Source organism: Xanthobacter dioxanivorans, assembly GCF_016807805.1.
GTDB classification, from domain to species: domain Bacteria; phylum Pseudomonadota; class Alphaproteobacteria; order Rhizobiales; family Xanthobacteraceae; genus Xanthobacter; species Xanthobacter dioxanivorans.
Window position 1 is genome coordinate 3,316,589 of record NZ_CP063362.1, and the last position, 26,962, is coordinate 3,343,550.

The window sequence follows — 26,962 nt, forward strand, 5'->3', positions numbered from 1 at the left end:
GATGACAATGCCGATCATGGACGTGCGTTATGCCGCCGGGACGCTCGATGCGGCGGCGAAAGCCGATCTTGCCGCGCGCCTCACCGACGTGCTCATCAAAATGGAGGGCGGCGCCAACACGCCCGGCGGGCGGGCCTTCGCCTGGGTGTTCTTCACCGCCTTCGCCGCGGATGACTGGTGGATCGGCGGCCACACCGACGGAACCTACGTGACCGGTCCGGGCAAGTTCCTGGTCAACGTCTTCATCCCCGAAGGCTACATGAACGTCACGCACAAGAACGAGGTTCATGCCTGGGTGGCGGAAGCGATCGCCGGGGCGACGGGCTGCACCGATCCGGCCGGCAGCCTGCTCACCGTCATCAACGAGGTGACCGAGGGCAATTGGGGCGACGGCGGCCAGCCCATCAGCCTGGAATCCATCGCCAGGACGGTGGGCCAGGACGGTGGCCCCCGACCGCTCTGGTCGCGCGCCTATTTCGAGGCCAAGGCGCGGTCCATGGTGGCGGCGGGCTATCCCGCCGATACCGGCGGAATGCTGCCCTCGCTGCGGCCGCGGCTGCTAGCCGCGACCGCAGACCCGGCCTGATAACCGGCGCCGGGAACGGCGCGCCTTCCCACAACCGGCCGAAGCGCGGAGACACGCGCACGGCCTCCTGCCACAATCCAGAGAAGAAGTGAGGGGAACTTCGTGACCGATCAAACCATTCTGGGCCCTGCGCTGGATCGCAGGCGTCTCCTCGCTGGCGCAGCCGTCCTCGGCACCGCCGCCCTGCTCCCCGGCGCCAGCCGCGCGCAGAGCGGCGAGCTCGTCGTCTCCAACTGGGGCGGCGACTGGAACGAGCGCATCGCCAAGGGGTTCGAGGAACCGGCCTTCGCCGCCTCGGCCATGCGCATCATCCATGATCTTGCCCCGGTGCCGGAGCGCAAGGCGAAGCTGCTGGCGGAGCGGCGCCTGCCGCGCTCCAGCGTCGACGTGACCTGGCTGAGCGACGCCGACGCCTACGAGATGAGCGCCCAGGGCGTGCTCGAAACCCTCGACATGTCCCGAATTCCGAGCGCCGGCCACATCATCGAGAAACTGCGCCGGCCCTATTTCATTCCCGCGGCCTATGGCGGCGTGGTCCTGCTCTACAATCCGGCCAGGATTCCGCAGCCGCCCACAAGCTTCGCCGATCTGTGGAACCCGAAATATGCCGGCCGCGTCGGCATCATCGATCAGCTCTACTTCAACTACATCTATGCCGCGGCGCTTTCCCACGGCGGTTCCATGAGCGACGTGAGCAAGGCCTTTCCGGCGCTGATGGAGATGAAGAAGCAGGTCCAGCCGCGGCTCTATCCCTCCCACCAGGCACTGGCCGCGGCCTTCAAGGCCGAGGAGATCTGGATCTCGGCAAACTACAGCGCCCGCGCCATCCAGTGGGAGAAGGAAGGCCTGCCCCTGCGCTGGTCCTATCCGAAGGAGGGCGCCGTCGCGATCTCGTTCGGCGCGGGCATCCCGAAGCGGGCGCGCAACGTGGATGGCGCCTACGCCTATCTGGAAGCGATGCTCCAGCCCAAGGCCATGGGCGCCATCTCCCTCGCCACCTCCTATGCCGTCGCCACCGACAATGCCGACGTCCCCGTGGAGGATCGCAAGCGCCTCGAATTCACCGCAGACCAGATCGCGAAGCTCAATTTCGTCGACTACCCTTATGCGGCGAAGAGCGACGCCCAATGGATCGAGTGGTGGAACAAGGAATTCAAGGCGTGAGCGCGCTGGCCACCACCGGGGAGGGCAGCCTGACCGGCGGACGGCCTGCGCCGGGCGGCACCGACCGCCGGCGCAGGCGCTCCACCGCCGGCTGGCTGCTGTTTCCCAGCCTGACGCTGGTGCTGGCAGGCCTGATCCTGCCGCTTGCCCTCATGGCCCGTACCAGCGTCGCCCATTTCGATGCCGCGTCGCCGGACCTCGTGGGCTTCACGCTGGAAAACTATGCCCGCTTCTTCGGCGAGCCGTTCTATCTGATGATCCTCGCCCGCACGCTGTTGGTCGCGCTGAGTTGCACGGCCATCTGCCTGGTCCTCGGCGTCCCCGCAGCGTTCGTCATCAGCCGGGTCGAGAGCCGCACGCTGAAGACAGCGCTCATCCTCGCCACCATCATTCCGCTCTTGATGGGCAACGCGGTGCGCGCGGCGGGCTGGATGGTGCTGCTCGCCGACAAGGGGCTGATCAATTCCGCCTTGCTTTCTGCAGGCCTCATCGCCGAGCCGGTCCGCATCCTCTACACCGGATCCGCGGTGGTGATCGGCCTCATCGCCGTGCTGCTGCCGTTCATGGTGATCTCGCTCGAGAGCGTGTTCGAGAACATCGGCACGGCCTATGAGGAAGCCGCCCAGACCATGGGGGCGCCACCGTGGACGGCATTCTTCCGCGTGACCCTTCCGCTCGCCATGCCCGGCGTCTTCTCCGGTTGCCTGCTGTGCTTCGTGCTGGCGATGAACGCCTATGCGACGCCGGTCCTCATCGGTGGCCCGTCGTTCCAGATGATGGCGCCGAAGGTCTTCGAGCAGGCGATCAAGGTGTACAACTGGCCGTTCGCCGCCACCATCGCTCTGGTGCTGATGGCCGTGACGCTGGTGCTGAGCGTCGCCTCCAGCCTTGCGCTGCAAAAGCGCTACGGAGTGCTGTGACCATGACCGGCTCGCGCTCCCCCTTCCCGCGCTTCTTGTCGGACGGATCGTTCCGGCCGGTCATGGTCGGCGGCTGCATCGCGGCCTTCATCATGGTGCTCTCGCCGTTGGCGGCGATCATCTGGGTCAGCTTCTTCGAGAACAAGATCATCAGCTTTCCACCGACCGGCTACAGCTTCGACTGGTATCGGGCCGCAGCGGCGATGCCCCAGTTCCGCGACGGCTTCTTCACCAGCCTGGAACTGGGCGTCGTCGCGACGCTGGTGAGCCTTATCGTCGGCGTGCCGGCGGCCCTCGTGCTGGCCAGGGGGCGATTCCCCGGACGCGAGGCGATCCAGTCGCTGCTGCTGGCTCCGCTCATTGTGCCCGGCATCGTCGCCGGGGCGGCGCTCTACATGTTTCTGATCGAGGTGGAACTGGCGAGCGGCGTTCAGGTGGCCATGACCTTTACCGGCCTCGCCATCGCCCACAGCCTGATCGCGCTGCCCTGGACGGTTCGGCTGGTGACGGCCTCGCTGGTGGGCCTGGATCCCCAACTGAAGGAAGCCGCGCTCACCATGGGCGCGCGGGAATTCACCGCCTTCCGGCTGGTGACGTGGCCTCTCATCCGGCCCGGAGTGGTGGCGGGAGCGCTGTTCGCCTTCATCGCATCCTTCGTGGACCTCGAGAAATCGCTGTTCCTGGTGGGGCCGGGAATGACGACGCTGCCCATCGTCATCGTCAACTATCTGGAGTGGAGCATCGACCCGACCATTGCCGCGGTCGCAACCGTCCAGATCGCCATCATTTCGGCGGGTCTCGTCCTGACCGACCGCTACTTCAAGCTTGCGCGCGCATTCTGAGGAACGAAGATGTCGAGCATCCTCATCCAGGGCCTCGTGAAGCGCCACGGTGCGCAGGTGACTGTCGACCGCGTCTCCCTGGAGATCGGCCAGGGCGAGTTCATCGCCTTTCTTGGCCCCTCCGGCTGCGGCAAGACGACAACCCTGCGCATGATCGCGGGCCTCACCGAGGCGAGTGCCGGCTCGATCCACTTCGGCGGGCGCGAGGTCACCCACCTGCCACCCTATCTGCGCAACGCCGGCCTTGTGTTCCAGGGCTATGCCCTGTTCCCGCATATGAGCGTCGCGGAGAATGTCGCCTTCGGACTCCAGATGCGCAAGGTGGGCCACGAGGAAGAGCGGCGCAGGGTGGAGGAGGCGCTCTCCCTCGTGAAGCTCGCGCACCTCGCCGGACGCCTGCCGAAAGAGCTCTCCGGCGGCCAGCAGCAGCGCGTCGCGCTGGCGCGGGCCATCGTCTACAAGCCGGAGGTGCTGCTGCTGGACGAGCCGCTCTCCGCTCTCGACGCCAAGCTGCGCACAGAGGTGCGCACCGAGCTGAGGCGGCTCCAGTCGGCGCTGGGGCTCACCACCATCTTCGTCACCCATGACCAGGACGAGGCGTTGAGCGTCGCCGACCGCATCGTGGTGATGTCAGCGGGACGGGTGGAGCAGGTGGGCACGCCGCGCGAGATCTACCAGCGGCCGGCGACGCGCTTCGTCGCGGAGTTCATTGGCCTCACCAACCTGTTCCCGGGTGGACTGGAGGGCCATGGCCGATTCCGCTGCGAGGATGGGGAGTGCTTCGCGGTCACCACCACGGACGCGCCGTCGAACGCGTCGGTGCTTGCGATCCGCCCCGAGCACGTCCGCCTGGTGCGCGGGGTTCCCGCGCCGGATGGCGAAAGCGCGGTGGAGGCGACCGTAGAGGACGTGATCTATCGCGGCGCCCTGACCGAGTTCGTCGTGCGCACCGCCTCGGGCGCCAAGCTCGCCGCGCATCTGCAGAATGCCGGCCTCGGCCGCTACGAACTGCGGCCGGGAGACCGGGTGATCGCCTCCTGGCCGGCGGATGCGTCCATGCTGTTCTGAGCCTTGAACCCGCGCCGTCGCAGGCGCCCGAACCCCTCGATCGATGTAACGGCTGTTCCGACGGCCGCAGAACCCGCGCGCCCTGCGACGCGCGAAAGACGGACCATGGCTGAACGACACCAAGGCTACTGCACCCTCTGCCGCTCGCGCTGCGGCTCCATCACGCTGGTGGAGAACGGGCGGATGGTCGGTGTCGAGCCGCGCCCGGGCCATCCCACCGGCGGGGCGCTGTGCGCCAAGGGCCGCGCCGCGCCGGAGCTGGTGCACAGCCCCAACCGCCTCACCACGCCGCTGCGCCGCATCGGGCCGAAGGGCGAGGGCGCGCGCTGGGAGGAGATCGGCTGGGACGAGGCGCTGGACGAGATCGCAGGCCGCCTCGTCGCCATCCGGGACGAATCCGGCGCGGAGGCGGTGGCTTTCGCCGCCACGACCTTCAGCGGCTCGCCCATCGTCGACAGCTACGAGTGGGTCGAGCGCTTCGTGCGCTGCTTCGGCAGCCCGAACCTCATCTATGCCATCGAGATCTGCGGCTGGCACAAGGACTATGCCCACGCGCTCACGTTCGGGCGCGGGCTCGGCGTGCCGGACTACGACCACGCCGATGTGATCGTCCTGTGGGGGCACAATCCGGCGCGGACCTGGCTGGCCCAGGCGAGCCGGGTGGCGGAGGCCCGCCGGCGCGGCGCGAAGGTGGTGGTGATCGATCCCAAACCGGATGGATCGGGCCAGCAGGCAGACCTGTGGCTGCGGATGCGGCCGGGTGCGGACGCGGCCCTCGCCATGGGTGCCATCCACCATCTGATCGCGAGCGGGCGCTTCGCAGACGACTTCGTGCGGCGCTGGACCAATGCGCCATTGCTGGTGGATATCCGCACCGGCCGCCCGATGCGTGCCGACGCGGTGGGCCTGGGCAGCGCGGAGTGCTTCCTCGTGCTCGACGCGGCAGGCGAGCCGCAGCCCTGCGACACGACCCGGGTTCTGGAGCATGCCGAAGGCGTCCGGCTGGACGGGCAGGCGCACCTCGCCGGAACGGATGGCCGCGCGATCGAGGCGGAGACTGTCTTCCGCCGCCTCGCCGAGCGCGCCCGGCAATATCCGCTGTCCCACGTCTGCGAGTTGACGGGGCTCGGCCCGGCGGAGGTCGAGGCCTTCTACGCGCTGCTGGAAGGCGCCCCGCGCGCCGCCTATTACGCCTGGACCGGCGTCGGCCAGCACACCAACGCCACCCAGACCGAGCGTGCCATTGCCACCCTGTTCGCTCTCGTCGGCTCCTGCGACCGGGAGGGCGGCAACATCTGGACCGTCCCGCCGCCGGCCAACGCGCTGAACGACCTGTCCCTGCTGCCGCCGGGCCAGAAGGAGAAAGCGCTCGGCCTCGCGGAGCTGCCGCTCGGTCCGCCTGCTCATGGCTGGATCACCGCCCGCGACTTCGCACGCGCTGCCATCGACGGCGTGCCCTACAAGGTGCGTGCGCTGATGAGCTTCGGCACCAATTTCGCGGTCTCGCAGGCCGACACGGCCCGCAACCTCGCGGCGCTGCAAGCCCTCGAGTTCCATGTCCACGCCGACATGTTCATGAACCCCACCGCCGCATGCGCGGACATCGTGCTGCCGGTGAACATGCCGTGGGAGCGCGACGCCTTGCGCATCGGCTTCGAGATCACCCAGGCGGCGGTGGAGACGATCCAGTTCCGCCGGAAAGTACTGGAGCCCCTCGGAGAAGGCAGGGCGGACCATGAGATCGTGATGGCTTTGGCGACGCGCCTCGGGATGGCAGCCGAATTCTTCGGCGGCGACATCGAGGCTGGCTGGAACTACCAGTTGGCGCCCCTCGGCCTCACCGTCGAAGACCTGCGTGACACGCCGGACGGGGTGCGCGTGCCGCAGCCTTTCGCCCATGCGAAGTTCGCTACGCAGGAGGCTGATGGCACCGTGCGCGGCTTCGACACCCCGACCCGCCGGGTGGAGCTCTACAGCGCGCGCCTGCTGGAGCATGGCCACGACCCGCTGCCCGATTTCGTGCCGCCCTATGCCGACGAGGACAAGGCGCTGCCGCTCATCCTCACCACCGCCAAGAGCGGCTGGTTCGTCCACACCTCCCATCGCCATGTGGCTTCGCTGCGCCGCAAGGCGCCGGATCCTGCGGTCGAGATCAGCCCGGACCTCGCCGCCGCCCGCAGCCTTGCGGCCGGGGACTGGGCCCAGGTGCGCACGCGGGATGGGGCAGCGCGCCTTCGGGTGCGCATCAACACGGCGCTCGATGATGCGACCGTGGTGGCCGACTTCGGCTGGTGGGAGGCGTGCGTGCCCCTCGGCCGGCCCGGCACCGGCAGCCATGGGCCGGACACCGCGAACATCAACGCCGCCCTCAGCGATGCCGCCCGCGATCCGGTCAGCGGGTCGGTGCCGCTCAGGGCGGTGCGCTGCGAGATCATGCCGCTGCCCGAGGCCAATCGCGGCCGATGGCAGGGTGAGCGCCGCTTCATCGTCGCCGCCGCGCATGCGGCGGATGCGCAGACCCGCGCCCTGACGCTGGTGCCAGAGGATGGCGACGCGCTGCCGGGCTTCCTGCCTGGTCAGCATGTGGTGGTACGCCTGCAGCAGGGCGGTCCGGCGCGGGCCTATTCCTTGACCGGGCCGCCCGCCGCGCCCCGGACCTTCTCCATCGCCGTGCGACGCAATCCGGCCTGTGCGGATGGCGAGGAGGCCGGCTTTCTCTCTCACCGCATCCAGGAGCTTGAGGCCGGCGACGCTTTGCTGCTGGAACCGCCCGCCGGCGTGTTCACTCCCCCGGTGGACGGCACCCGCCCGCTCCTCCTGATCGCCAACGGCATCGGCATCACCCCGTTCGCATCGCTTCTTGAAGCGTTGGCGGAGGCGCCGGCCGGCCGCGCCGGAGATGTACTGCTGCTGCACGGCTGCCGCTGCCGCGCTGAACACCCGCTCGCCGACCGGCTTGATGCCCTCGCAGTGCGCATTCCATCGCTGCGCAGGATCACGGCCTATTCACGGCCCGATGCGCAGGACCGCGCCGCGCACCGGTTCGTGGAGGGGCGCCTCGACATCGACGCCCTGTGCGCCAGCGGTGCCCTGCCCGATGCGCCGGTGGGCAGGCCGATCGCCTACATCTGCGGAACTCCGGATTTCATCGCCACCATGCGGCAGGGGCTGATGCGATGGGGTGTGCCGGGCTTCGACATCTTCACCGAGGCCTTTTCCATCGCGGCCGAGATGCCGCGCCGGCTCGCACCGAGGCGCGTGACCGTGGCGGGAGCCAACCAGTCTTTCGTGTGGACGCCGCAAGCCGGTTCGCTGCTCGATGCGGCGCAGGCGGCGGGGATCCAGCTGCGCAGCGGTTGCCGGGTGGGTCAATGCGAAAGCTGCGCCGTCGCGCTGGTGGACGGCCAGGTCGCCCACCTCGTGCCGGTGGAGGCGGATGCCGGCACCTGCCTCGCCTGTCAGGCGGTGCCCCTCACCGATCTGACCATATCTCCGTGATCGCACGAGGATGACGTCACGTTCAACGCCGCCCCCAGTCCATGCCCTGCCGCACCGAAGGAAGGAAAGGTCATGCACGAGAGAACCTCATCCCGCCGCGCCATGCTCCGTCTTGCCAGCATCGCCGCCGGCGCCGCCGTGGCGGCAGCTTCCGCTCAAAGCGCGAAGGCGTACCAGGGCAATATGGAGCGCGCCATCGGCGAACTCGAGATCGCCCTGCGCTCGCTGCGCGAGGCGACGCCCGACAAGGGCGGCCACCGGGAGCGCGCGATGGAACTGATCCGTCAGGCGATGCACGAGGTGCAGTCGGGCATCGACTATGCCGCCCGCAAGTTCGGCGACTGAGGCGGAAGCACTCACCCGTGCAGCTGTGGTTCCATCGACTTGCGGCCGACAATCCACAAGCTCGTCGTTTGGGTTGAAAGAAGAGCGGCGGACCAGGGTCGAGCCGCCTCAGCCGCATCCCGGCAGGTCGGGATGCGTTGAACGGGCTGGGATTCTCTGCCATCTTCCGGCTACTTTCGGGGCTGTCCGAGCGTGAAAGACACGGAGCGCGAACTCGCCGATTGCGTCGGCGCCATCTATCAGGCCGGCGCCGGGGACGGCAGCTGGTTCGACGTTGGCGACCGCATCTGCCGGATCATGGATGCCCGGCGCGCTTTGCTGAACCTCGGCGGCCCCGGGGGGCCTCGCAACTTGCTGATGCCTGCCGACGGCAGCGAGAGCGCATATTCGGACTATTTCCACGCCAGAGACCCCTATGCTGCCAAGGCCCGCTACGACTTTGCGACAGCGCGGGCCTACCACCTCGGCAACGCGAAGCTCGGCGCCGAGCTGGTCGCCGAAACCGAACTCCTCCGCAGCGAATATTACTTCGACTTCGCCCGGCATCACGAGCGTCGCCATGTGATCGGCGGCATGGCCGGCCTCACGGAGGCGACGCCCATATTGGTGTCCCGCGGCGACGACACGGGCGCATTCGACGAAACCCATGTCCGCTTGCTCAAGACCCTGATGCCGCACGTCCAGCGCGCCATCGAGCTGCGCGCACGGCTGGGGCGGGATGACGAGGCGGTCGCCCTGACGCGGGCCGCCCTGGACGCGCTTCCCGTGGGCGTGGGCGTCGTCGATGCGGGGCTGAAGATCCGCTTCATCAACGATCTCGCCCGCAGGTATCTGGCCGGGCCCGATTCCGGCCTGTTCTCCATGCGCTCGGGCCCTTATGCCGGCAGTGGCGTGTACCTCGCGGCCATGTCCCGCGGAGAGGCCGGCGTGCTCCGCAAACTCGTTGCATCCGCCACGTCGGGAGGCTCCGGAGGTGCTATGCGTGTCACCTCGCGCAACGGCGCAATCGCGGCGCTGACGGTCGCCCCGGCGCCGCTAGGCCTTGCCAATGACGTGAGAGGGCGGGACGAAGGCGATACCAGGGACCCTTTGGCTCTCATCCTCCTGCGGCCGCTCAACCGCAAGGTGGTGCCGCAGGCGGACATGCTGTGCGAGATGTTCGGCCTCAGCCGGGCCGAAGCGGAGGTCGCCGTCGCGCTTACCGGCGGCGCCAGCGCCGAGGATGTGGCGCGCGGACGCGGGGTCTCGCTCATGACCGTCCGCAGCCAGATCCGATCGATCCTGGGCAAGTCGGAAGCAGAGAATTTGCGCGACTTCGAGCGCACCATGGCGACCCTCGGCGCACTCGTGCCGCAGCTGCGCTGAAGGGTGTTCGGCCGGCCCGTCGGTCGGCTCGCGTCCCGCATAGACAGTTCTGACGATGAGGCGTCGCGCCCGGCTGGCTAGGCTGCGTCCATTCGAACCGGACCGAATGTGCGCCATGCAACAGCACGTCACCCCTGCGCCCCGCCCTCGGATGATCGTCGGGATCAGCGGCGCCACCGGGATCATCTTCGGGCTGTGCATCCTGGAGGTGCTGCGGCGCCTCGGCATCGAGACCCATCTCGTCATGTCGAAGCCGGGTGAGCGCACGCTCGCCTGCGAGACGGATTTGAAGGTGCGCGACGTGCGCGCCATGGCGGACTTCTCCTATGCGGATGCCGACATCGGCGCCGCAATTGCCTCGGGCTCGTTCCGAACCATGGGCATGATCGTTGCGCCGTGCTCGGCGAGGAGCCTGTCGGCCATCGCCACCGGCAACACCGATGGCCTGCTCACGCGCGCGGCCGACGTCTGCCTGAAGGAGCGTCGCCGGGTCGTTCTCATGTTCCGCGAGACGCCCCTGCATGCGGGCCACATCCGCGCCATGGCGCAGGCCACCGAGAACGGCGCCATCGTCTTCCCGCCTGTTCCGGCCTTCTACGACCGGCCCGCCTCGCTTTCCGACATGGTGAACCACACCGTCGGGCGCGTGCTCGACCTGTTCGACGTGGATGCGGGCCTGGTGCGCCGCTGGAGCGGCAAGCCGACCGCCAGCACTCCCACCGCTGGCACGGTGGCCTAGGAGCACCCGTCATGCCCCTGCTCGATCTACGCCAATATATCGAGGCCTTGCGCAACCTGGGAGAAGTTCAGGACGTTGCGGCTCCGGTCTCGCTGAACCTGGAACTCGGCGCCATCATCCGACACTGCGCGGAGACGGGCTCGCCCGCGCCGCTCTTCCGTGCGTTTTCTGATCATCCCACAGGCTTCCGCATTCTCGGCGCGCCCGCCGCGGCCAGCGCCCAGCGGAGCCTCGAGATGGTTCGTGCGGCGACATCGCTCGAACTGCCTCCGACATCCAGCGGGACCGATATCGCCGAGGCCGTCGCAGCCAGCCTCGATCTGCCCGCCATCGACCCGGAGATTGTCGATAGCGCGCCCTGCTTCGAGAACATATCGACCGGCGACGATGTGGATCTGAACCGCCTGCCGGTGCCGATGCTGCATGACGGCGACGGCGGGCGATATGTCAACACCTTCGGCTGCATCGTCGCGCGCACGCCGGACGGTGCGTGGACCAACTGGTCGATCGCCCGCATCATGGTGGTCGACGGCAAGCGCATGACCGGGCTCGTCTCGCCCCAGCAGCATATCGGCATGGTGGCCAAGGCCTGGGCCGACAAGGACGAGCCCATGCCTTTCGCCCTGGCGCTCGGCGTCGAGCCATCCATTCCCTTCATCTGCGCCATGCCGCTGCCGGCCAACGTGGACGAGAGCGGCCGGCTCGGCGCCCTGATGCGTCGGCCGATCCGGACCGTGCGCTGCCGGACCGTCGACCTCGAAGCTCCGGCGAGCGCGGAAATCCTCATCGAGGGCCATCTGCATCTCGGCGAGAAGGCAATGGAAGGGCCCATGGGGGAGTATCCGGGCTACATCCCGATCGGACCCGCCGAGGACGGCCCGGTCTACCATGTCTCGGCGATCAGCCATCGCGACGATGCCATCCTGCCGGTCGTCGCTGCCGGGGAGCCGGCGGAGGAGAACCACACCGTCTGGGGGACCATGACTTCGGCCCAGATTCTGCACGATCTCAGGGCCGCCGGGATCGCCGCGACCACGGCGTGGATCCCACTGCAGAGCGCACTGCACTGGCTGGTGGTGACGGTTCCGCGCGACTGGCGCCGTCGCACCGGCATCGACACCGCGCACGCGCTGTGTCGGCGCATTGGCGAAGTCATGTTCTCGACCAAGGCTGGCGTCATCGTCCCCAAAGTGGTCGTGCTGAGCGACGACATCGATCCGAACGATCTCAAGGAACTGGTCTGGGCCTTCGCCACGCGCTGCCACCCGCTGCTCGGCCATGCCATCTTCCGCCACGAGCCCGAGGACCCGCTGGTCGGCTATCGGCGCACCAACGAGAAGGTGGCCGCCAGCACCGGCAAGATCGTCTACAATTGCCTTGCCCCGGACGAATGGGGCGAAGCCCTGCCGGTGCGGGCCTCGTTCCGTCATGGCTATCCGGCGGAGATCGTCGACCGCGTGCGTCGGCGCTGGAGCGAGTACGGGTTCACGTAAGCGTCCCCCACCCCACCACACGTCAACAGCCGGCGGTCGAGAATGCGCGGCGCAGGTCTTGAACACCGAAGCTCTGAAAACCCGGGTCATCCTCGCGGATGCGCTCCACGACGGCGTCGATCACGCGATTGAGCGTCGCGTTTCCGCTATAGTTCGAGTGCGCCGTGGTGGTGGCGCGACCGTCAGACTTTTCTCACGGAGGACACCACCATGATCATCCTCGAAATACTCGCACCCGTCGGCCTGCTTCGCTGGCTGTCTTCGCACTGCCGACGTTCGTCGGCGTGACAGCAGAGGCCTGGGCCCGCGCCCTGCATCGGACGCGGGCATTTTGTCAGATCCGGTAGTCCCAGGGGGCCGAGACGAAGGCATAGCCCTGTTTTGCGCGTTCGACATAGCCAAAGCCGGGGAAATCGAGATGCATGCCGGCGACCATCACGCCATCCGTCGCCGCCATGTCCAGCACCTTTTTCCGCGTTGCCGCCGCCGCCGCCTTGTCGTTGTCCAGCGCAAAGGCCCAATCGGGGTTGGCGAACTGATAGGCCGGCGCGATCACCAGATCGCCCCAGATCAGCAGGTTCTCGCCGCCGCTCTCTACCCGCAGCCCCATGTGCCCCGGAGTGTGGCCGGGCATCGGCACCGTCGTCAGGCCCGGCGCAATTTCGGCTCCCGGCGTGATCAGCGTTTTCCTTGTCTCATAGGGAGCGATCATCGCGCGCGTGACATCGAAGCCGCCTTGCACCTCCTTGGGCGACGACGCGTAGACCGCCACGTCGAAGGTAAAGGCCCAGTCCGTTTCGGACGTGATCACATGGGCCTTGGGAAGCCGCACCGCGCCGCTCTTCAGGTCGGCCATGCCGCCGACGTGGTCGGGGTGCGGATGGGTCAGGAACACCGTGTCGATCTGCTCCGGCGCGATCCCCGCCGCCGCCAGCGCGGTGTGCCAGCCGCCCAGCGTGGGTGCCAGGCCGGCCGGCGACCCGGTATCCACGGCGATCACCCGATCCACCATGCGGATGACATAGCCATTGATGCCCAGCGTCATCCCTTCAGGGTCGTGCGGCCGGTGCGCCAGTTTGGCGGCCGCCCTTGCCTTGGCTTCGTCATAGCCTGGCATCATTGCCGGCGGGCGCCGGATCATCCCGTCCATCAGCGCGATGACCTCGATCTCGCCGACCATCCGGCTCTGGAAGTGCGGCGTCGCTGCCGCGCCGGTGCCCTCGGCCTCGGCCACGTCGGTGAAACGCAAGAGCGCTGGGGTCGCCAAAGCGGCAGGCGCCAATACCGCGCTACGCATGAAAATCCGTCTGGAAACGGTCATCATCAGATCCTTCCGTTGAACCCATTGTTCAGATCGATAAGTAACGCTAATGATAGACAGACGGTATCACTGAGACTTTTATGGATAATATAAGCAGGCCTTATGGAAAATATCGCCGCCATTCGATCGCTTGTAGCCGCTTGTGAAGCCGGATCGCTGTCGGCCGCCGCCCGTCGTCTCGGCATCAGCCAACCGGCGGTCAGCCAGCAGATCGCCGCCTTGGAACAATCGCTTGGGGTGGCCCTGGTCGTGCGTGGCCGCAACGGCGTTCGTCCGACCGAGGCGGGCCGCCTCGCCGTCCACCACGGGGCAGAAGTGCTGGATCGCCTGTCGCAGATGCAGGATGCGTTGGCCGCTCTGAGTACCGAGCCTGAGGGGCGACTGGGCCTCTGGTGTGCGCTCTTGATGGCGCAAAGCCTGCTGGTTCCGGTGCTGGCCGATCTGCGCCTCGGCTATCCCAAGCTGAAGATCGATCTGCACGCCAGCGACGAACAGGTCGATCTTGCCGACGCCGGGCTCGATCTGGCGATCCAGGCCGGCACCGGCGGGGCTGGCAGCGGCACGGTGCGCAAACTGGCCGAGGTCGAGCTATGCCTCGTCGCCTCGCGTGCCTATCTCGACCGGGTCGGCAGACCCGGAACGCCCGAAGACCTCAGTCCCCTCGATTATATCCAGTATCGGGATGATCCCGATGAAAACACCATCGTTTTCGCCCATGGCGGCACGGCCGTCGTCACCGTCGCGTTTGCCGCGCAGATGCCCAACCTGCTGCTGCACGCGGTTGAGAACCATCTGGGATTTGCCAAGGCGCCGCGCTATTTCGTGGCCGACCTTCTGGCCCGGGGCGATGTCGAAATAATCCTGCCCGAACACCGGCTGGTCCCAAAGCTGATCTATTTGATCCGCGCTCCCGGCCTTGCCGCCAGCCGCCGCGTCAGCCTGTTCGTCGATCGCTTCATCGACGAGATGGCCCGCACGCCGCACATCCACCTTGCGCCCGACCTGCGACCGTCGATGACGACACCACCGGCGTGATGGAAAGCGCCAGCGAGACTCCCGGATGCGTGGGGCGCCGAGCATCAAGATGAGCAGCGAGATGATGGTGATCGCGACATAGAGGGAGCGCCATCCCAGGTGTTCGATGAGGAAACCTGAGGCCATTGGCCCGAAGGCGAGCCCTATGCCGAATGAGGCGCCGAGAAAGCTGAAAGCGCGGGTCCGCTCGTCACCTTCGAACTCCTGCGCCAGTAGCGATGTCGCCGAGGTCAGGACCAAGGCGCCGCCGAGCCCTTCGAGGCCGCGGAGCAGGTTGAGCATCAGCAAGCTGTGGGCAAAGGCGGTGAGGATGGACGTCGTCGCGAAAATGATGAGGCCCGTGACGAAGCAGCGCTTGCGGCCGATCTGATCGCCGAGCGCGCCCGCCGCCATCACGCAGCCGCCGAAGGCGATCGCGTAGGCGTTGACGATCCAGCTCAGGCTCGCTTGGTCGCCGCCGAGGTCAACGACGCGCGCGTTTGTCGACTGGCTGGCCGGAAAGATGGCGGAGGCTCCATGGTTCGAGAGGGCTTGAGCGTCCGGCCGTCATCGCAGTGGTTCTGGCGCAGCCGAGAATGCGGCCCAAAGGGCAACCCATTTCTCTATCTTGCCAACGGCGTGACTGGCTGGCGCATCGCCAAGGCCACGGCAGTTTCCTGTGTGGCCTCAGGCACAGCCTGAACGTCGGGTCGCACGCCAACGCCTCCCCAGTTGCTTCGCGTGATCGGATTTTCAGCCCTGCCAGTCGGCACAACAACGAAGAGGTCGGAACCGAGGTCATTCAGCCCGCCGGGATTCGCTCCTCCGCGTGTTGTTGAGCTGACCACAGTAGCGCGCTTGAGCACTTGCAGGTCGTAGGCAAACTCCTCACCGGCTGAATAAGTCCTTGGACCGACCAGAACATAGACGGGCCTGCCGAGATAGCGCACCGGCGTCGATGAACTCCAGAACGACTCCCTTCTGAAGGTGGAAGTTCCGCGATTGCGCCAGATGAGGTCGTTGATATGAACACGCGCGCCCGAATCGAGGAAGAAACGGACAAGGTAAGCTACCGACGCCGGGTGTCCGCCGCCATTGTCCCGCATGTCGATGATGAGCGCGGCGGTGTACATCGGCCGTCTATGTGCGGGGAGACGATCTGGTCCGCCTGACTGTGCCCAGCCCGTACCGCAGGCGCCGATAAGAACGGCTGCGTAGATGGCGCCTGCTGCTGTTGCCAGCAACGACCGACGGCTCGTCCTGCTTCTGCCTGTCGCCGGCATCGTCGCTCTCCCCCTCGTGTTTCGGCCGGCTTCAGCTTGTTGCAGGACTGGCGGGCAGGACGACGACCTTCGCGCCGACGGGGACGCGCCTGTAGAGATCCATGATGTCCTGGTTGAGCAGTCGGATGCAGCCCGACGAGACCATCGTGCCGATGGTCCACGGCTCCACGGTGCCATGAAGTCGGTAATAGGTGTCCTGGCCATCGCGATAGAGATAGAGCGCGCGCGGCCCGAGTGGATTGCCGGCACCACCGGGAAGGCCGTCCTTCACGGGGCCGTATCTCTCAGGATCACGCTTGATCATGTCGGGGGTCGGACGCCAGCCCGGCCATTCGGCCTTGCGGGCAATCGTCGCCTCGCCGCGGAAATTGAACGCTTCCTGCTTGCCGACGCCCACGCCGTATCGAAGAGCACGGCCGTTTTCCAACACCAGATAGGCGTAGCGGGCCGCCGGATCGACGACGATCGTGCCCGGCGGCTCATTTGTCCGATAGGCAACCTCCTGGCGAAGAAATTCCGGCTTGACCTCCGTCACATCGATCGCTGGCACAGGAAACGGCTCCGTGTCGACCGACGCATACATGGAGGCGTAGAAGGGGTTGATGGTTGGTTCGGCCAGACCGAAGCTCGGCTGCTCGCGCGTGACGCAACCGGCCAATGCCAAGGGAAATGCGGCCATAAAGCCACGTCTGCTGATACTCATACTTCGTTCGCACCTCGCGAGAGCCAAAAATCCCTGTAATCAGAAACAGATGGCGCGAGTCGCGTCCATACATTATGATGTAATTGTCCCCATAACCGATGGTTATGATAAGATCATGCCGTAGAATGGCGGGCGGCGGACGAGTTCCGTTCCGCGCAAAGGATGGATGTTCCGGACACCGCTTCGTATCGCTCGCAGGTTGGAAGTTGAGGTCGCAGCCGATGGATATTGCCGCCGCACTGAGAGCTTTCGTCCGCACCGTCGAGCGCGGCTCCGTGACCGCGGCCGCACGTGATCTCGCGATCTCCCAGCCCGGTGTCACGAAGCATCTTCGTAATCTCGAACGCCATGTCGGCGCGCGGCTCCTGGAGCGCTCGGCACGGATCGTGCGCCCGACACCCCAGGGTCAGGCTCTTTATGACGCGAGCCGGGAGGCGCTGGCCACGATCGAGGCCGCGCTTGAAGGTGTTCGTCGCGACATGGGCGCGGTAGAAGGAAATCTACGCGTTCACGCTCCGTCATGCCTCGGGGCGAAGCATCTCCATGGCATCATGATGGCTTTCCAACGTCGCTATCCGGATGTCACGGCAGATCTTGTTCTCGACAACCGCGACGTCGATCTCGTCTACGAGAATTTCGATCTTGCGATCAAATATGGGCGCCCGGTTGATCAAGAGCTCATCATCCGCCGGCTTGGCTCAGTCCGACGCATTCTCGTCGCCTCGCCGGAATTTTTGAATCAGTTCGGCCCGATCGACACCGTGGAACGTCTGTCGGAGGTTGGCATCATTACGAGCGCCGCCCTGCTCGCCTCGCGTGATGTCCTCCCGCTCCGTCATAGCAGCGGCAAGTTGATCGATGTTCCGGTTCGCGCCGTTCTGCGCACCAACAACGCCAACGTCATCGCTGCGACACTGATAGAGGGCCACGCTGCTGGCCCGGTCCAGCAACTTCTCGTCAACGACGAACTCGCGCAGGGGCGTCTCGTGCACATCCTGGCCGACTATGAGGTCAAGCCGACGGAGGCTTTCCTTGCTTATCCATCCGTGCGTTTCATGCGACCGGTCGTGCGGGCGTTCACAGACTTTGCTGTTCCGGCGCTTCGTGCAGTCGAAGGCATCGTGAGCTCCGGTGAAGGGCGGTCCATCGAAGAGAACCTGCAGATGGCATAAAGCGATCATCACACGGATGAGACACCTCGCAAAACCAAGATAAATGCCGAGGCGCTCGGGTGCGAAACCGGCCTGCCAGTAGCTGATCCGACAAGACTGAACACCGAATCTATTCACACACGAAAGGCGCTTCTGCAGTGGACATTCCACGGATCTTCAACATCACCGAAAGCGCTCACCGCATCCATAACCCCTTCACACCTGAAAAACTCGCCACTCTCGGCACGGCGTTGCGCCTGGAACCGGGGACGCGTGTGCTGGACCTGGGCCGCGGTTCGGGCGAGATGCTGTGCACTTGGGCACGTGACTACGGGATCAGAGGTACCGGAATTGACATGAGTCAGTTGTTCACCGAGGATCCGGCTCGAACATCGGCATAGAGGGCGGCATCAGCGCGGGCATATGCTTACGCCCCTCGACCCAGGCATCGATGATGTCCGCCCACTGCTGCAGCATGTGGCGCCGCTGAATTTCATACTCCGCCTAGTTGTAAACTCCGCGCGACGAACGGCCGTCCTCATGAGCCAGGCACTTCTCGATCCAGTCGCTGTGGAAGCCCAGCTCGTTCAGAAGCGTTGATCCGGTTCGCCGCAGGTCGTGCACCGTGAACGGCTCAAGCGGCAGTCCTTCCTTCTTCGCCAGCTCCACAACCAAATAGGTCACGCGATTGAACGTGGCGCGCGACATTGGCGCACCGCCGCCCATTCAGACGGTAGTCCATGCGAAAGGACATCGCGCCCTTGGTCGTGACGTGGACGTACATCCCGTCACGGTCCGCGACCTTGAAGTCTTTCTCCTTTGGTTTCAACACTCTAAGTGCTGAGTCGGTCAGCATGGCGCGCCCTCCTCAGAAAACTGCCGTCAGTCGATTTCGGCAGGCCAACAGGAGAATTACGCCATATTCTTCAATGTTTTAGGCATAAGAAAACTACCGTCATCGGTCATCTGCCCCTGACGGTGGTTGCTGAAATTTGAACTAACAAGAGTCCCGGCCAGCGTCAGGCAACCCGTCAGATGCGACTCTCACCCACCGATAGGTGTCGAACGATTCCGACGATAATTTTATTTTAGATCAATTAGTTGCGTAGTGCCGCAGCGCAATTTCGGATAACGCCGGAGGGGCAAAAATCACTCCCACTCGATGGTCCCCGGCGGCTTCGATGTCACGTCGTAGACCACGCGGTTGACGCCCTTGACCTCGTTGATGATGCGGGTGGCCACCCGGCCGAGGAAGGCCATGTCGAAGGGGTAGAAGTCCGCGGTCATGCCGTCCACGGAGGTCACCGCGCGCAGGGCAAGCACGTTGTCGTAGGTGCGCCCGTCGCCCATCACGCCCACGGTGCGCACCGGCAGCAGCACCGCGAAGGCCTGCCAGATCACGTCGTAGAGGCCGGCGTAGCGGATCTCCTCCAGATAGATGGCGTCGGCCTGGCGCAGGATGTCGAGCTTCTCCCTTGTCACCGCGCCGGGGCAGCGGATGGCGAGGCCGGGGCCGGGGAAGGGGTGGCGGCCGACGAAGCTCTCCGGCAGTCCCAGCTCGCGGCCGAGCGCGCGCACCTCGTCCTTGAACAGGTCGCGCAGGGGCTCCACCAGCTTCATGTTCATGCGCTCGGGCAGCCCGCCCACATTGTGGTGGCTCTTGATGGTCACCGAGGGGCCGCCGGCGAAGGAGACGCTCTCGATCACGTCCGGATAGAGCGTGCCCTGGGCGAGGAAGTCGGCGCCGCCGACCTTCGATGCCTCCGCGTCGAACACGTCGATGAACAGGCGGCCGATGGTCTTGCGCTTCGCCTCCGGATCCTCGACGCCGGCGAGCTCCTTCAGGAACAGCTCCGAGGCATCCACGTGGACCAGGGGGATGTTGTAGTGGCCGCGGAACAGCGAGACCACCTCGTCCGCCTCCGCCTGGCGCATCAGGCCATGGTCCACGAACACGCAGGTGAGCTGGTCGCCGATGGCCTCGTGGATGAGCACGGCGGCGACGGAGGAGTCCACCCCGCCGGACAGGCCGCAGATCACCCGGCCCTTGCCCACCTGTGCCCGGATGCGGGCGATGGCGCGCTCGCGGAAGGCGCCCATGGTCCAGGTGCCTTCGAGGCCGGCCACCTTGCGCACGAAATTGGAGATGAGGCGCGCGCCGTCGGGGGTGTGCACCACCTCGGGGTGGAACATCAGCCCGTAGAAGCGCCGTGCCTCGTCCTCGATCAGCGCGAAGGGCGCGTTGGCCGAGGTGCCCTTCACCTTGAAGCCGGGAGGCAAAGCGGTGATGCGGTCGCCGTGGCTCATCCACACCGTATGGCCTTCACCGGGCTGCCACAGGCCCTCGAAGAGGTCTGATTCCGCCTCCACCTTCAGGGTCGCGCGGCCGAACTCGCGATGGTGGCCGCTCTCCACCTGCCCGCCCAGCTGCTCCGCCATCGTCATCTGGCCGTAGCAGATGCCGAGCACGGGAATTTGCGCCTCGAACACCTCCTGCGGTGCCCGCGGACTGTCCCCGTCCGGCACCGAGGCGGGCCCGCCGGAGAGGATGACGGCCTTCGGCTTCAACGTCCGGAAGGCCTCGGCCGCCTTCTGGAACGGCACCACCTCCGAATAGACGCCCTCCTCGCGGACGCGGCGGGCGATGAGCTGCGTCACCTGGCTGCCGAAATCGATGATGAGAACGGTGTCCTGGGAGGTGGGAGAAGACATGCGCGGGGCCTTGGCGGTCGGGACGGGCGCCCTCCTTTAGCTCAAAAGCCGCAGATGCCAAAGCCGCCACGGGGGAGGGGGCTTCATGCCCGGATGCGCGCTTGGCGCGCGGTGGCCGGCATTGCGCGTCGTCGGGGAAGGACCTAACCATGTGGTTCGCGTTCCGGTAGCGCGAATCGCGGGGGCAACCTTCTGTTGGCTAACGGTCCGGATCTCCTTTCGGCGCACGTCATGTCAGCGCACCTGCTGCGCGCGCGCGACGGCGATGTGCTGGCCATCGACGGCGCCCGCCTCGACACCCTGCGCGCCGTATTCGATGCCGTGGAGCCGGCGAGCGGGCAGTCGCGCCTGCTGTTCCTGGCGCTGCCACCGTCCCCTTCCGCCACCGAGGTGATCGAGAAGGTGATCGCCCGGCTGGCGGAGGTGGCCCTGCGGCTCTGGCCCACATGGTATCAAGATGTGGAATTTCCCCGATCCGGGACGGATACGCTGGCGCGCCTGGCGGCGACGGCCACGGCGCGGCGGGCGGCGGGCGCGGTGCCCGGCGTGCTGTCGACCTGGGCGGAGGCGGCGGCGCTTCTGGCGCTGGAGGGGCGCGCCCCGCACGTGCCCCACACCCCGGACGGAACCCAGCTGAGCCAGCTTGCCCGCCTGATCGGGCCGGACGGGCTGGTCTTGGTGGCGGAGGTCCCGCCCGTGGCGCCGGCCGGGCCGCAGGCGGCGGCGCTGGTGCATGGGCTGGAATGGATCGCGCGGCACATGCGCGGGGCGGTGGCGGCGCTGTTCCCCGAGCCGCCGGCGGATGGCTCTCCTTTTGATCGCATTCGCCATCGCCCGTACCGCCTGGCGGCGGACGGGGCCGCGCCGCAGCTGGGCGGGGCCGCCCCGGCGCTGGCGGGGCGTTCGGAGCGGGCGCGCGGGGAGGGGGCCCAAGCCGAGGTCTGGCTGCTGCCGTGGCGCGGGCGGCCGCATCCCCTGAGCGAGGTGGAGCAGCGCCTCGCCCGCCTCCTCGGGGCGGACGGGGAGCTCGGCCCGCTGTTCAGCTTTAACCAGGTGGTGGAGACGGTGCGGGGCTCGCGCCCGCGGGTCGACCTCCTGTGGGCGGAAGGGCGTCTCGTGGTGGAGCTCGACGGCTATGCCGACCACGGCACCCGCACCGCCTTCGTGCGCGACCGCCACCGCGACTACGAGCTCACCTTGAGCGGCTACACGGTGCTGCGCCTGCCCAACGAGGAGGTGGTGCAGGACTGCGGGCTGGCCTTGGAGAAGATCCGCGACCTCGTCCGGCGCCGCCGGAAGGTCCTGCCACGGGAGGGATAGGTGGCCGAGAGGAAGAAGTCGGTGGAGGAGAAGCGCGGCATCCTGCTGCTGGCCCTGCTGGCGCGGGAGGGGGGCGGCGCCTTCCAGAAGGAGCTGTCGCCGGCGCCGGACGTGCCCGTCCGCGACGCCCTGGTGAAAGACGGGCTGATCCGCAAGGATGTGCGCGCCCGCAAGATCTGGCTCGAGGTGACGGACAAGGGGTGGGACACGGCCGGCGGCCGGCTCGCGGCCCTGCTGCCCGAGGATGTCCAGGGCGCCGGCAGCGTGCTGCGGGCCTGGCTGGCGCACCTGTCCGGCTACATGGCGGCGCAGGGCCTCGCCCTGTCGGACCTGCTGGCGACGGCCGCGGTGGACGCCGCCGCAGCGGCTCCGGCTCGCCCGGATGACGGGCCGGCGGACGACCTTCCGGCGCGCATCCGCGCGGCCTATCTCGCCGTCACCGGTGGCCGCCTCAACACCCGCGCCCTGCTGAAGGACCTGCGGCCCCGCCTTCCGGAGGTTCCGGCCGCGACGCTGGACGAGGCGCTGATCCGGATGCAGCGGGAGGGCGGGGCGCGCCTCTACCGCATCGATAACCGCATCGAGATCACCGATGCGGACCGCCTCGCCGCGATCCAGATCGCCGGCGAGCCTCGCCACCTTCTCTGGATCGAACAATGAGCGACGCGACAGGGGACGCGGCCATGTCAGGCCTTGCCGCCTTCAACGGCGTCAGCTTCGACTGGACCCGCCAGCTGCGCAGCATCTGGCGGGATCCTCTGCATCACGTGCCGGCGCTGCACGGGCGGTGCATCGGCGACATCCTGACCTATTTCGACACCAAGACGGCAGAGCGCGACCCCGACCCGGAGCCGCTGGGCTGCGTCGTCGTCGGGCCGGCCGGCTATGGCAAGACGCACCTGATCGGCGGGTTGCGGCAGGGGGTCTGGGAGCGGGACGGCTGGTTCGTCCTCCTCGACCTCGTGGGCGTGAAGGATTTCTGGTCGTCCGTCGCGCTGGGCTTCGTGAACTCCCTGCAGGTCCACCGCGCCGAGGGCATGACGCAATACGACCTGCTGATCCTCAAGCTCGCGGAGCTGCTCGGCATCTCCGATCAGGCCAGCGCCATCGCGACGCGGCCGACGGACGATCCGCGCAGCCTCATGAACGACATGGCGGCGCTGTTCCGCAACGCCCTCGCCCGCTACGATCGACAGGGCACGCTTCAGCACCGGGATGTGCTCACGGCGCTCATCTTCCTCACCTCCGACGATCTCGACCAGCAGAGCATCGCCCATGCCTGGCTCCAGGGGATGATGCCGGCGGCGCAGGACCTGGGGCAGTTCGGCTTCATGGGCGGCAATGCACCCATCACCGTGGTGAAGGGGTTGTGTTGGCTCATGAGCCTCGTCGGCCCGACCCTGATCGCGGTGGACCAGATCGACGCCATCGTCACCGCGGGCAATGCGCGTTCCCGCGCGGCGGAGACGCTGACGGATGCGGAACAGGCGGAAGCCCGCTCCATCGTCGAGGCCCTGGCGCAGGGCCTCATGGACCTGCACGAGGTGAAGCGCCGGGCGGTGACCGTGCTGTCCTGCCTGGAGGCGACCTGGAAGGTGGTGCAGGAGACGGCGAGCGTGCCGGTGGACGCCCGTTTCCGGGCGCCGGTGGCCCTCGAAGCCCTTCCCGACGAAGCGCGCGCCGCCGCGCTGGTGGAGGCACGCCTCGCCGCCACCTATTCCGCCGCCAGCTTCACCCCGCCTTATCCCACATGGCCGTTTCGCCGGGAGGCTTTCGCCGCCGCGGCCGGGCTTTCGCCGCGCGAGTTGCTGAAGTCGTGCGAGAGCCATCGCCTCGCCTGCGTCGCACGGGGGCAGGTGTTCGAGCTGGTGCGGTTCGATGACGGACCCCAGCCGGTCCGGCCTCCGGCTGCCGTCGCGGGCCTCGATGCGCGATATGCCGAGGCGCTGTCCACGGCGGATATCGCCGGCCTGCTTGATCCGGACCGCGAGGACGACCTGCGCGCGGTGTTCGCCCACGCGCTCCAGCTGTTCGAGCGCCAGCTCGATCTGCCGGACGACGTGGACAGCGCGGTGCAGCTCGATCCGGACCAGAAGCGGCCCTCGCTCCACGGGCGCCTCAGCTTCACTTTCCACGCCGAAGGGGAGCGGGAGCAGCATTATTGCTTCCGCCTGCTCGGGCATGCCAACCACCTGGCCTTTCAGTCGCGCATCAAGGCGGCCATGACCGCCTCCGGCATCGGCACGAGGCTCGGCGGGCGCCATCTCATCCTGCTGCGCGCCTCGGAGCCGCCGAAGGGGCCCAAGTCGCACCAGCTCGCGGCGGAGTTCCTGAAGGCCGGCGGGCGCTTCATCGCCCCCGCCGATGCGGACCTGCGCGCCTTCGTGGCGCTGCGGGCGCTCGCCGGCGCGCCGGATTTCGCCGTCTGGCTGCGGCAGCGCAAGCCCCTGTTCGATGCGCCCCTGTTCGTGGCCGCCGGCCTGTGCCCGCCACCCTTCCTCGCCGCCACCACGCCCGATCCGCAGCCCCCCGCGCCGTCCCCGGCCGTGCCGGGTGCTCCGGTTTCACCGCCGGACGGCGGGCCGCCTGCGCCCCCGTCGCCCGCTGGTGCGGTTCCGGACATCGTCGTCGGCCATCGCGCGGGGCCGGCCGGCGCCGGGGACCCGGTGGGGCTGGCGCCGTCGCTGCTGCCCCGGCACGTGGCGGTGTTCGCCGGCTCGGGCTCGGGCAAGACCGTGCTGCTGCGGCGGCTGGTGGAGGAGGCGGCACTTCGGGGGATGCCGGCCATCGTGCTCGACATCAACAACGACCTCGCCCGCCTCGGCGATCCCTGGCCCGCGCCCCCCGAGGGCTTCACGGCGGAGGACGCGCGGAAGGCGGCGCGCTACCGGGCGGCGGTGGAGGTGGTGGTGTGGACCCCCGGTATCGCCAGCGGCAATCCGCTCTCTCTCGACCTCCTTCCGGATTTTTCCGCCATCGGCGACGGCCGCGACCCGGAAAGCGAGGACGAGCGCGCGCAGGCGGTGGACATGGCCCGCGCCACCCTCGATCCCTATGTGGCGGGCGGCGGGCAGAAGGCCAACGAGCGGCGCGGCGTGCTGGCCGATGCCCTGCGCCTGTTCGCCCGCCGCGGCGGCGGCACCCTGCGCCAACTCGTCGACCTCCTCGCCGAGCTGCCGGAGGGCGCGAGCGAGATCGGCAATGCCGGCAAGCTGGCGGAGGCCATGGCCAACCAGCTGCGCGCCGCCATCGCCACCAATCCGCTGCTGCGCTCCGGCGGGCCGGGGCTTGACCCGCAGCTTCTGTTCCACGGGCCGGACCCGGAGCGCACGCGCATTTCCGTCCTCAACCTGTCGGGCCTCGCCTCGGAGGATGCGCGCGAGGCCTTCGTGAACCAGCTGCAGATGACCCTGTTCACCTGGCTGAAGCAGCATCCGAGCCCCACCGGGCGGCTCTACGTGCTGGACGAGGCGCAGAATTTCGCCCCGTCCCAGGCCATGACCGCCTGCAAGGCGTCGACCCGCGCCCTGGCGGCGCAGGCGCGCAAGTACGGGCTCGGCATGGTGTTCGCCACCCAGCTGCCGCGCGGCATCGACAACGGCATCGTCTCCAACTGCACCACCCACCTCTACGGCCGCATGAGCGCGCCGGCGACCATCCAGGCGACGCGTGAACTGATGGCCGCCAAGGGCGGGGACGCCGACGACCTCGCCCGGCTGGGGCGGGGGGTGTTCTACTTCTCCACCGAGGGGCTGGCGCGCCCGGTGAAGATCCGCACGCCGCTCTGCCTCAGCCACCATCCGGCGAACCCGCCCACGGCGGAGGATGTGGTGGCCAGGGCCCGCGCGTCCCGCCGCCCGCCGGCCTGAACGCCCGCGGGTGGTTCATCCGCGCGCGGCGGGCGCGGCGATCGCGGCGATGAGGCGATCGAGCAGGGGGCGCGCGACACGGCGTGCCGCCAGCACCCCGATGAGCGCGCCCAGGGTGCTCGCGGCCCAGTTCTCGACCAGGGAGGTGCGGCCGGGAATGGCGAGCTGCACCACCTCGAACACCGCCGAGGCGATGGAGAAGGGCAGCACCAGCCACAGCAGGGGCACGGCGCGGAAGGCGAGGGCGGTGACGGTGGCCGCGCCGAGATAGGCCGCCACATGCTCCAGGTTGCCCGAATAGCCGGTGTGCGGCCGCTCCGACCCCGGCAGCAGGGACAGGATGGCGATCACCATCCACAGCGCCACGGCGAGCACCGTCCAGATCCGGGTTTCATGGCGCAGGAGCAGGTGCAGCATCGGTTTCCTCCGGCATGCCGCGGCGCGGCGCATCCCCCTCATGATGGTTTTCCCGGCCGAAGGAAATCCCCCCGCGTGCGTGTTCGCGTGCGTGCCCCTGGCCGTGCAGGCGGTTCCGGCTCCATGACGGATGGGCCTCTGCCCAGATCCCTGTCCCAGATCCCCGCCCATGTCCCCCGCCCATGTCCCCCACCTATGTCCGCGAGGCGAGCAGCGGGACGACTGCCCGGAATTTGGACGGCGTTGCCTCGCCTTTGCGCTCGACGGCCCGGCGTGGGGCCCCTAAGCGATATATCGGATCAGATATCTATGCATGGGGATCTTCGCCGGCGGCGCGCATCGCCGGCGGGGCGGGCAGGGAGGCGGCGCGATGGCGCTCGGTGAACGTGACAGGCTGCTGATCGCCGGCATTCCCAGCCGCAAGGATGTGGTGCTCGGCGTGCTGCGGGATGCCATCGTCGAGGGGCGGCTCGCGCCCGGCGCGCGCCTGGAGCCGGACCGCATCGCGCTGGAGCTCGGCTGCAGCCGCATGCCGGTGCGCGAGGCGCTGAAGGGGCTGGAGGCGGAAGGCCTCGTCACCTGCTACCCGTTCCGCGGCACCGAGGTCTCGCAGCTGCGCGCGGACGAGGTGGAAGAGCTGTTCGCCATGCGCATCGCGCTGGAAGGCCTGGCCCTGACCCGCGCCGTGCCGGGCCTCACCGGCGACGAGCTGGGCAAGATGCGCGAGCTGCTCCTCGCCATGGACGATCCGGCCCAGCGCGAGGGCTGGCGGGCGCTGAACCAGAAGTTCCACTCCATCCTCAACGGCGCCTGCGGCTGGCCGCGCCTCATCGAGCAGATCGACGTGCTGCGCCGGAACGTGGAGCGCTACGTGCGCATCTGGGTGGACATCGGCGGCACCGAGGTGCCCCAGCGCCAGCACTGGGCCCTCTACGAGGCCTGCCGCGCGCGCGACGTGGCACGGGCGCAGGCGGTGCTGGAGGAGCATTTCCGCTCCACCGCCGAGCTGGTGGCGCAGGTCGCGGCGGCGCGGGCGGCCGCGCCGGGTGCGGCCTGAGCGACGTCGGACATGGTGGCCCCTGCGCATCCTCCCGGAGCGGGAGCGCAATCGTCGGTTTCCCGAACGGGATTTTCGCCCGGCCCGTCGCCCGC

Annotated in this window: 22 protein-coding genes and 2 pseudogenes; 16 read left to right on the forward strand and 8 right to left on the reverse strand. The window is 67.9% G+C overall.

Features of this window, described 5'->3' with window-relative positions:
• The first annotated feature begins 7 nt into the window (after positions 1 to 7).
• The 10 genes from EZH22_RS15475 to EZH22_RS15520 all read left to right on the forward strand — a co-directional run bounded on the left by EZH22_RS15475 (position 8) and on the right by EZH22_RS15520 (position 12,020).
• Entirely contained in the window at positions 8 to 586 is a 579-nt protein-coding gene (locus EZH22_RS15475) for a tautomerase family protein (protein ID WP_203191458.1), read from the forward strand.
• A gap of 102 nt (positions 587 to 688) precedes the next feature.
• Positions 689 to 1,750: an ABC transporter substrate-binding protein gene (locus EZH22_RS15480; RefSeq protein WP_203191459.1), complete on the forward strand. Its 1,062-nt coding sequence runs from the start codon at positions 689 to 691 to the stop codon at positions 1,748 to 1,750.
• Positions 1,747 to 2,670 (forward strand): ABC transporter permease, encoded by a 924-nt coding sequence (locus tag EZH22_RS15485; RefSeq protein WP_231710982.1) that lies wholly within the window; start codon positions 1,747 to 1,749, stop codon positions 2,668 to 2,670. Before EZH22_RS15480 ends, EZH22_RS15485 begins: the two co-directional genes overlap by 4 nt.
• Before the next feature lie 2 nt (positions 2,671 to 2,672).
• On the forward strand, positions 2,673 to 3,512 hold the full coding sequence (locus EZH22_RS15490; protein ID WP_203191461.1) for an ABC transporter permease: 840 nt from the start codon (positions 2,673 to 2,675) through the stop codon (positions 3,510 to 3,512).
• 9 nt (positions 3,513 to 3,521) lie between these two features.
• Complete coding sequence (locus tag EZH22_RS15495) at positions 3,522 to 4,580, forward strand: ABC transporter ATP-binding protein (protein ID WP_203191462.1); 1,059 nt, start codon at positions 3,522 to 3,524, stop codon at positions 4,578 to 4,580.
• Positions 4,581 to 4,685: 105 nt separating this feature from the next.
• Positions 4,686 to 8,078 (forward strand): molybdopterin-dependent oxidoreductase, encoded by a 3,393-nt coding sequence (locus EZH22_RS15500; protein ID WP_203191463.1) that lies wholly within the window; start codon positions 4,686 to 4,688, stop codon positions 8,076 to 8,078.
• Positions 8,079 to 8,150: 72 nt separating this feature from the next.
• Positions 8,151 to 8,423 carry a hypothetical protein gene (locus EZH22_RS15505; RefSeq protein ID WP_203191464.1) on the forward strand — a complete coding sequence of 91 codons (273 nt, stop codon included), beginning with the start codon at positions 8,151 to 8,153 and terminating at the stop codon, positions 8,421 to 8,423.
• 192 nt (positions 8,424 to 8,615) lie between these two features.
• Entirely contained in the window at positions 8,616 to 9,788 is a 1,173-nt protein-coding gene (locus EZH22_RS15510) for a hypothetical protein (RefSeq protein WP_203191465.1), read from the forward strand.
• Between the two features lie 115 nt (positions 9,789 to 9,903).
• Positions 9,904 to 10,527, forward strand: coding sequence for a UbiX family flavin prenyltransferase (locus EZH22_RS15515; RefSeq protein WP_203191466.1), 624 nt, complete (start codon positions 9,904 to 9,906; stop codon positions 10,525 to 10,527).
• Between the two features lie 11 nt (positions 10,528 to 10,538).
• Positions 10,539 to 12,020: a UbiD family decarboxylase gene (locus tag EZH22_RS15520; RefSeq protein ID WP_203191467.1), complete on the forward strand. Its 1,482-nt coding sequence runs from the start codon at positions 10,539 to 10,541 to the stop codon at positions 12,018 to 12,020.
• A gap of 334 nt (positions 12,021 to 12,354) precedes the next feature.
• Here the strand turns inward: EZH22_RS15520 and EZH22_RS15525 are convergent, their stop codons facing one another.
• Positions 12,355 to 13,344: an MBL fold metallo-hydrolase gene (locus EZH22_RS15525; RefSeq protein WP_203191468.1), complete on the reverse strand. Its 990-nt coding sequence runs from the start codon at positions 13,342 to 13,344 to the stop codon at positions 12,355 to 12,357.
• 99 nt (positions 13,345 to 13,443) lie between these two features.
• Here EZH22_RS15525 and EZH22_RS31850 point away from each other — a divergent pair, with 99 nt between their 5' ends.
• Complete coding sequence (locus EZH22_RS31850) at positions 13,444 to 14,376, forward strand: LysR family transcriptional regulator (protein ID WP_231710983.1); 933 nt, start codon at positions 13,444 to 13,446, stop codon at positions 14,374 to 14,376.
• Here the strand turns inward: EZH22_RS31850 and EZH22_RS32900 are convergent.
• The 3 genes and pseudogenes from EZH22_RS32900 to EZH22_RS15540 form a co-directional block, all read right to left on the reverse strand.
• Positions 14,278 to 14,880: pseudogene (locus EZH22_RS32900) on the reverse strand (MFS transporter); the annotation flags it as partial. The gene EZH22_RS31850 and the pseudogene EZH22_RS32900 sit on opposite strands and share 99 nt — an antisense overlap.
• A gap of 98 nt (positions 14,881 to 14,978) precedes the next feature.
• Positions 14,979 to 15,488: a S41 family peptidase gene (locus EZH22_RS15535; protein WP_231710984.1), complete on the reverse strand. Its 510-nt coding sequence runs from the start codon at positions 15,486 to 15,488 to the stop codon at positions 14,979 to 14,981.
• A gap of 181 nt (positions 15,489 to 15,669) precedes the next feature.
• Positions 15,670 to 16,341: a L,D-transpeptidase gene (locus tag EZH22_RS15540; protein WP_203191469.1), complete on the reverse strand. Its 672-nt coding sequence runs from the start codon at positions 16,339 to 16,341 to the stop codon at positions 15,670 to 15,672.
• Between the two features lie 221 nt (positions 16,342 to 16,562).
• On the opposite strand from EZH22_RS15540, the gene EZH22_RS15545 reads away from it, so the two are divergent.
• The gene (locus EZH22_RS15545) at positions 16,563 to 17,513 is read left to right on the forward strand and encodes a LysR family transcriptional regulator (RefSeq protein WP_203191470.1); all 951 of its coding nucleotides are present in this window, start codon (positions 16,563 to 16,565) and stop codon (positions 17,511 to 17,513) included.
• 348 nt (positions 17,514 to 17,861) lie between these two features.
• On the opposite strand, the pseudogene EZH22_RS15555 reads toward EZH22_RS15545, so the two are convergent.
• The 3 genes and pseudogenes from EZH22_RS15555 to guaA all read right to left on the reverse strand — a co-directional run.
• Positions 17,862 to 18,206, reverse strand: a pseudogene (locus tag EZH22_RS15555) (tyrosine-type recombinase/integrase); the annotation flags it as partial.
• Entirely contained in the window at positions 18,127 to 18,348 is a 222-nt protein-coding gene (locus EZH22_RS32905; protein ID WP_408647606.1) for an Arm DNA-binding domain-containing protein, read from the reverse strand. The gene EZH22_RS32905 and the pseudogene EZH22_RS15555, both read right to left, overlap by 80 nt.
• Positions 18,349 to 18,641: 293 nt before the next feature.
• Positions 18,642 to 20,204 (reverse strand): glutamine-hydrolyzing GMP synthase, encoded by a 1,563-nt coding sequence (guaA, locus tag EZH22_RS15560; protein WP_203191471.1) that lies wholly within the window; start codon positions 20,202 to 20,204, stop codon positions 18,642 to 18,644.
• Between the two features lie 231 nt (positions 20,205 to 20,435).
• Between guaA and EZH22_RS32405 the strand changes: the two genes are divergently transcribed.
• From EZH22_RS32405 to EZH22_RS15575, 3 genes are read left to right on the forward strand one after another with little or no spacing between them, the layout of a single operon-like run.
• Positions 20,436 to 21,524, forward strand: coding sequence for an endonuclease domain-containing protein (locus EZH22_RS32405; RefSeq protein ID WP_203191472.1), 1,089 nt, complete (start codon positions 20,436 to 20,438; stop codon positions 21,522 to 21,524).
• Entirely contained in the window at positions 21,525 to 22,184 is a 660-nt protein-coding gene (locus tag EZH22_RS15570) for a hypothetical protein (RefSeq protein WP_203191473.1), read from the forward strand.
• On the forward strand, positions 22,181 to 25,393 hold the full coding sequence (locus tag EZH22_RS15575) for an ATP-binding protein (protein ID WP_231710985.1): 3,213 nt from the start codon (positions 22,181 to 22,183) through the stop codon (positions 25,391 to 25,393). Before EZH22_RS15570 ends, EZH22_RS15575 begins: the two co-directional genes overlap by 4 nt.
• 15 nt (positions 25,394 to 25,408) lie before the next feature.
• On the opposite strand, the gene EZH22_RS15580 is transcribed toward EZH22_RS15575, so the two are convergent.
• Entirely contained in the window at positions 25,409 to 25,810 is a 402-nt protein-coding gene (locus EZH22_RS15580; RefSeq protein ID WP_203191474.1) for a VanZ family protein, read from the reverse strand.
• 370 nt (positions 25,811 to 26,180) lie between these two features.
• On the opposite strand from EZH22_RS15580, the gene EZH22_RS15585 reads away from it, so the two are divergent.
• Positions 26,181 to 26,867 (forward strand): GntR family transcriptional regulator, encoded by a 687-nt coding sequence (locus EZH22_RS15585; protein WP_203191475.1) that lies wholly within the window; start codon positions 26,181 to 26,183, stop codon positions 26,865 to 26,867.
• Positions 26,868 to 26,962 lie beyond the last annotated feature (95 nt).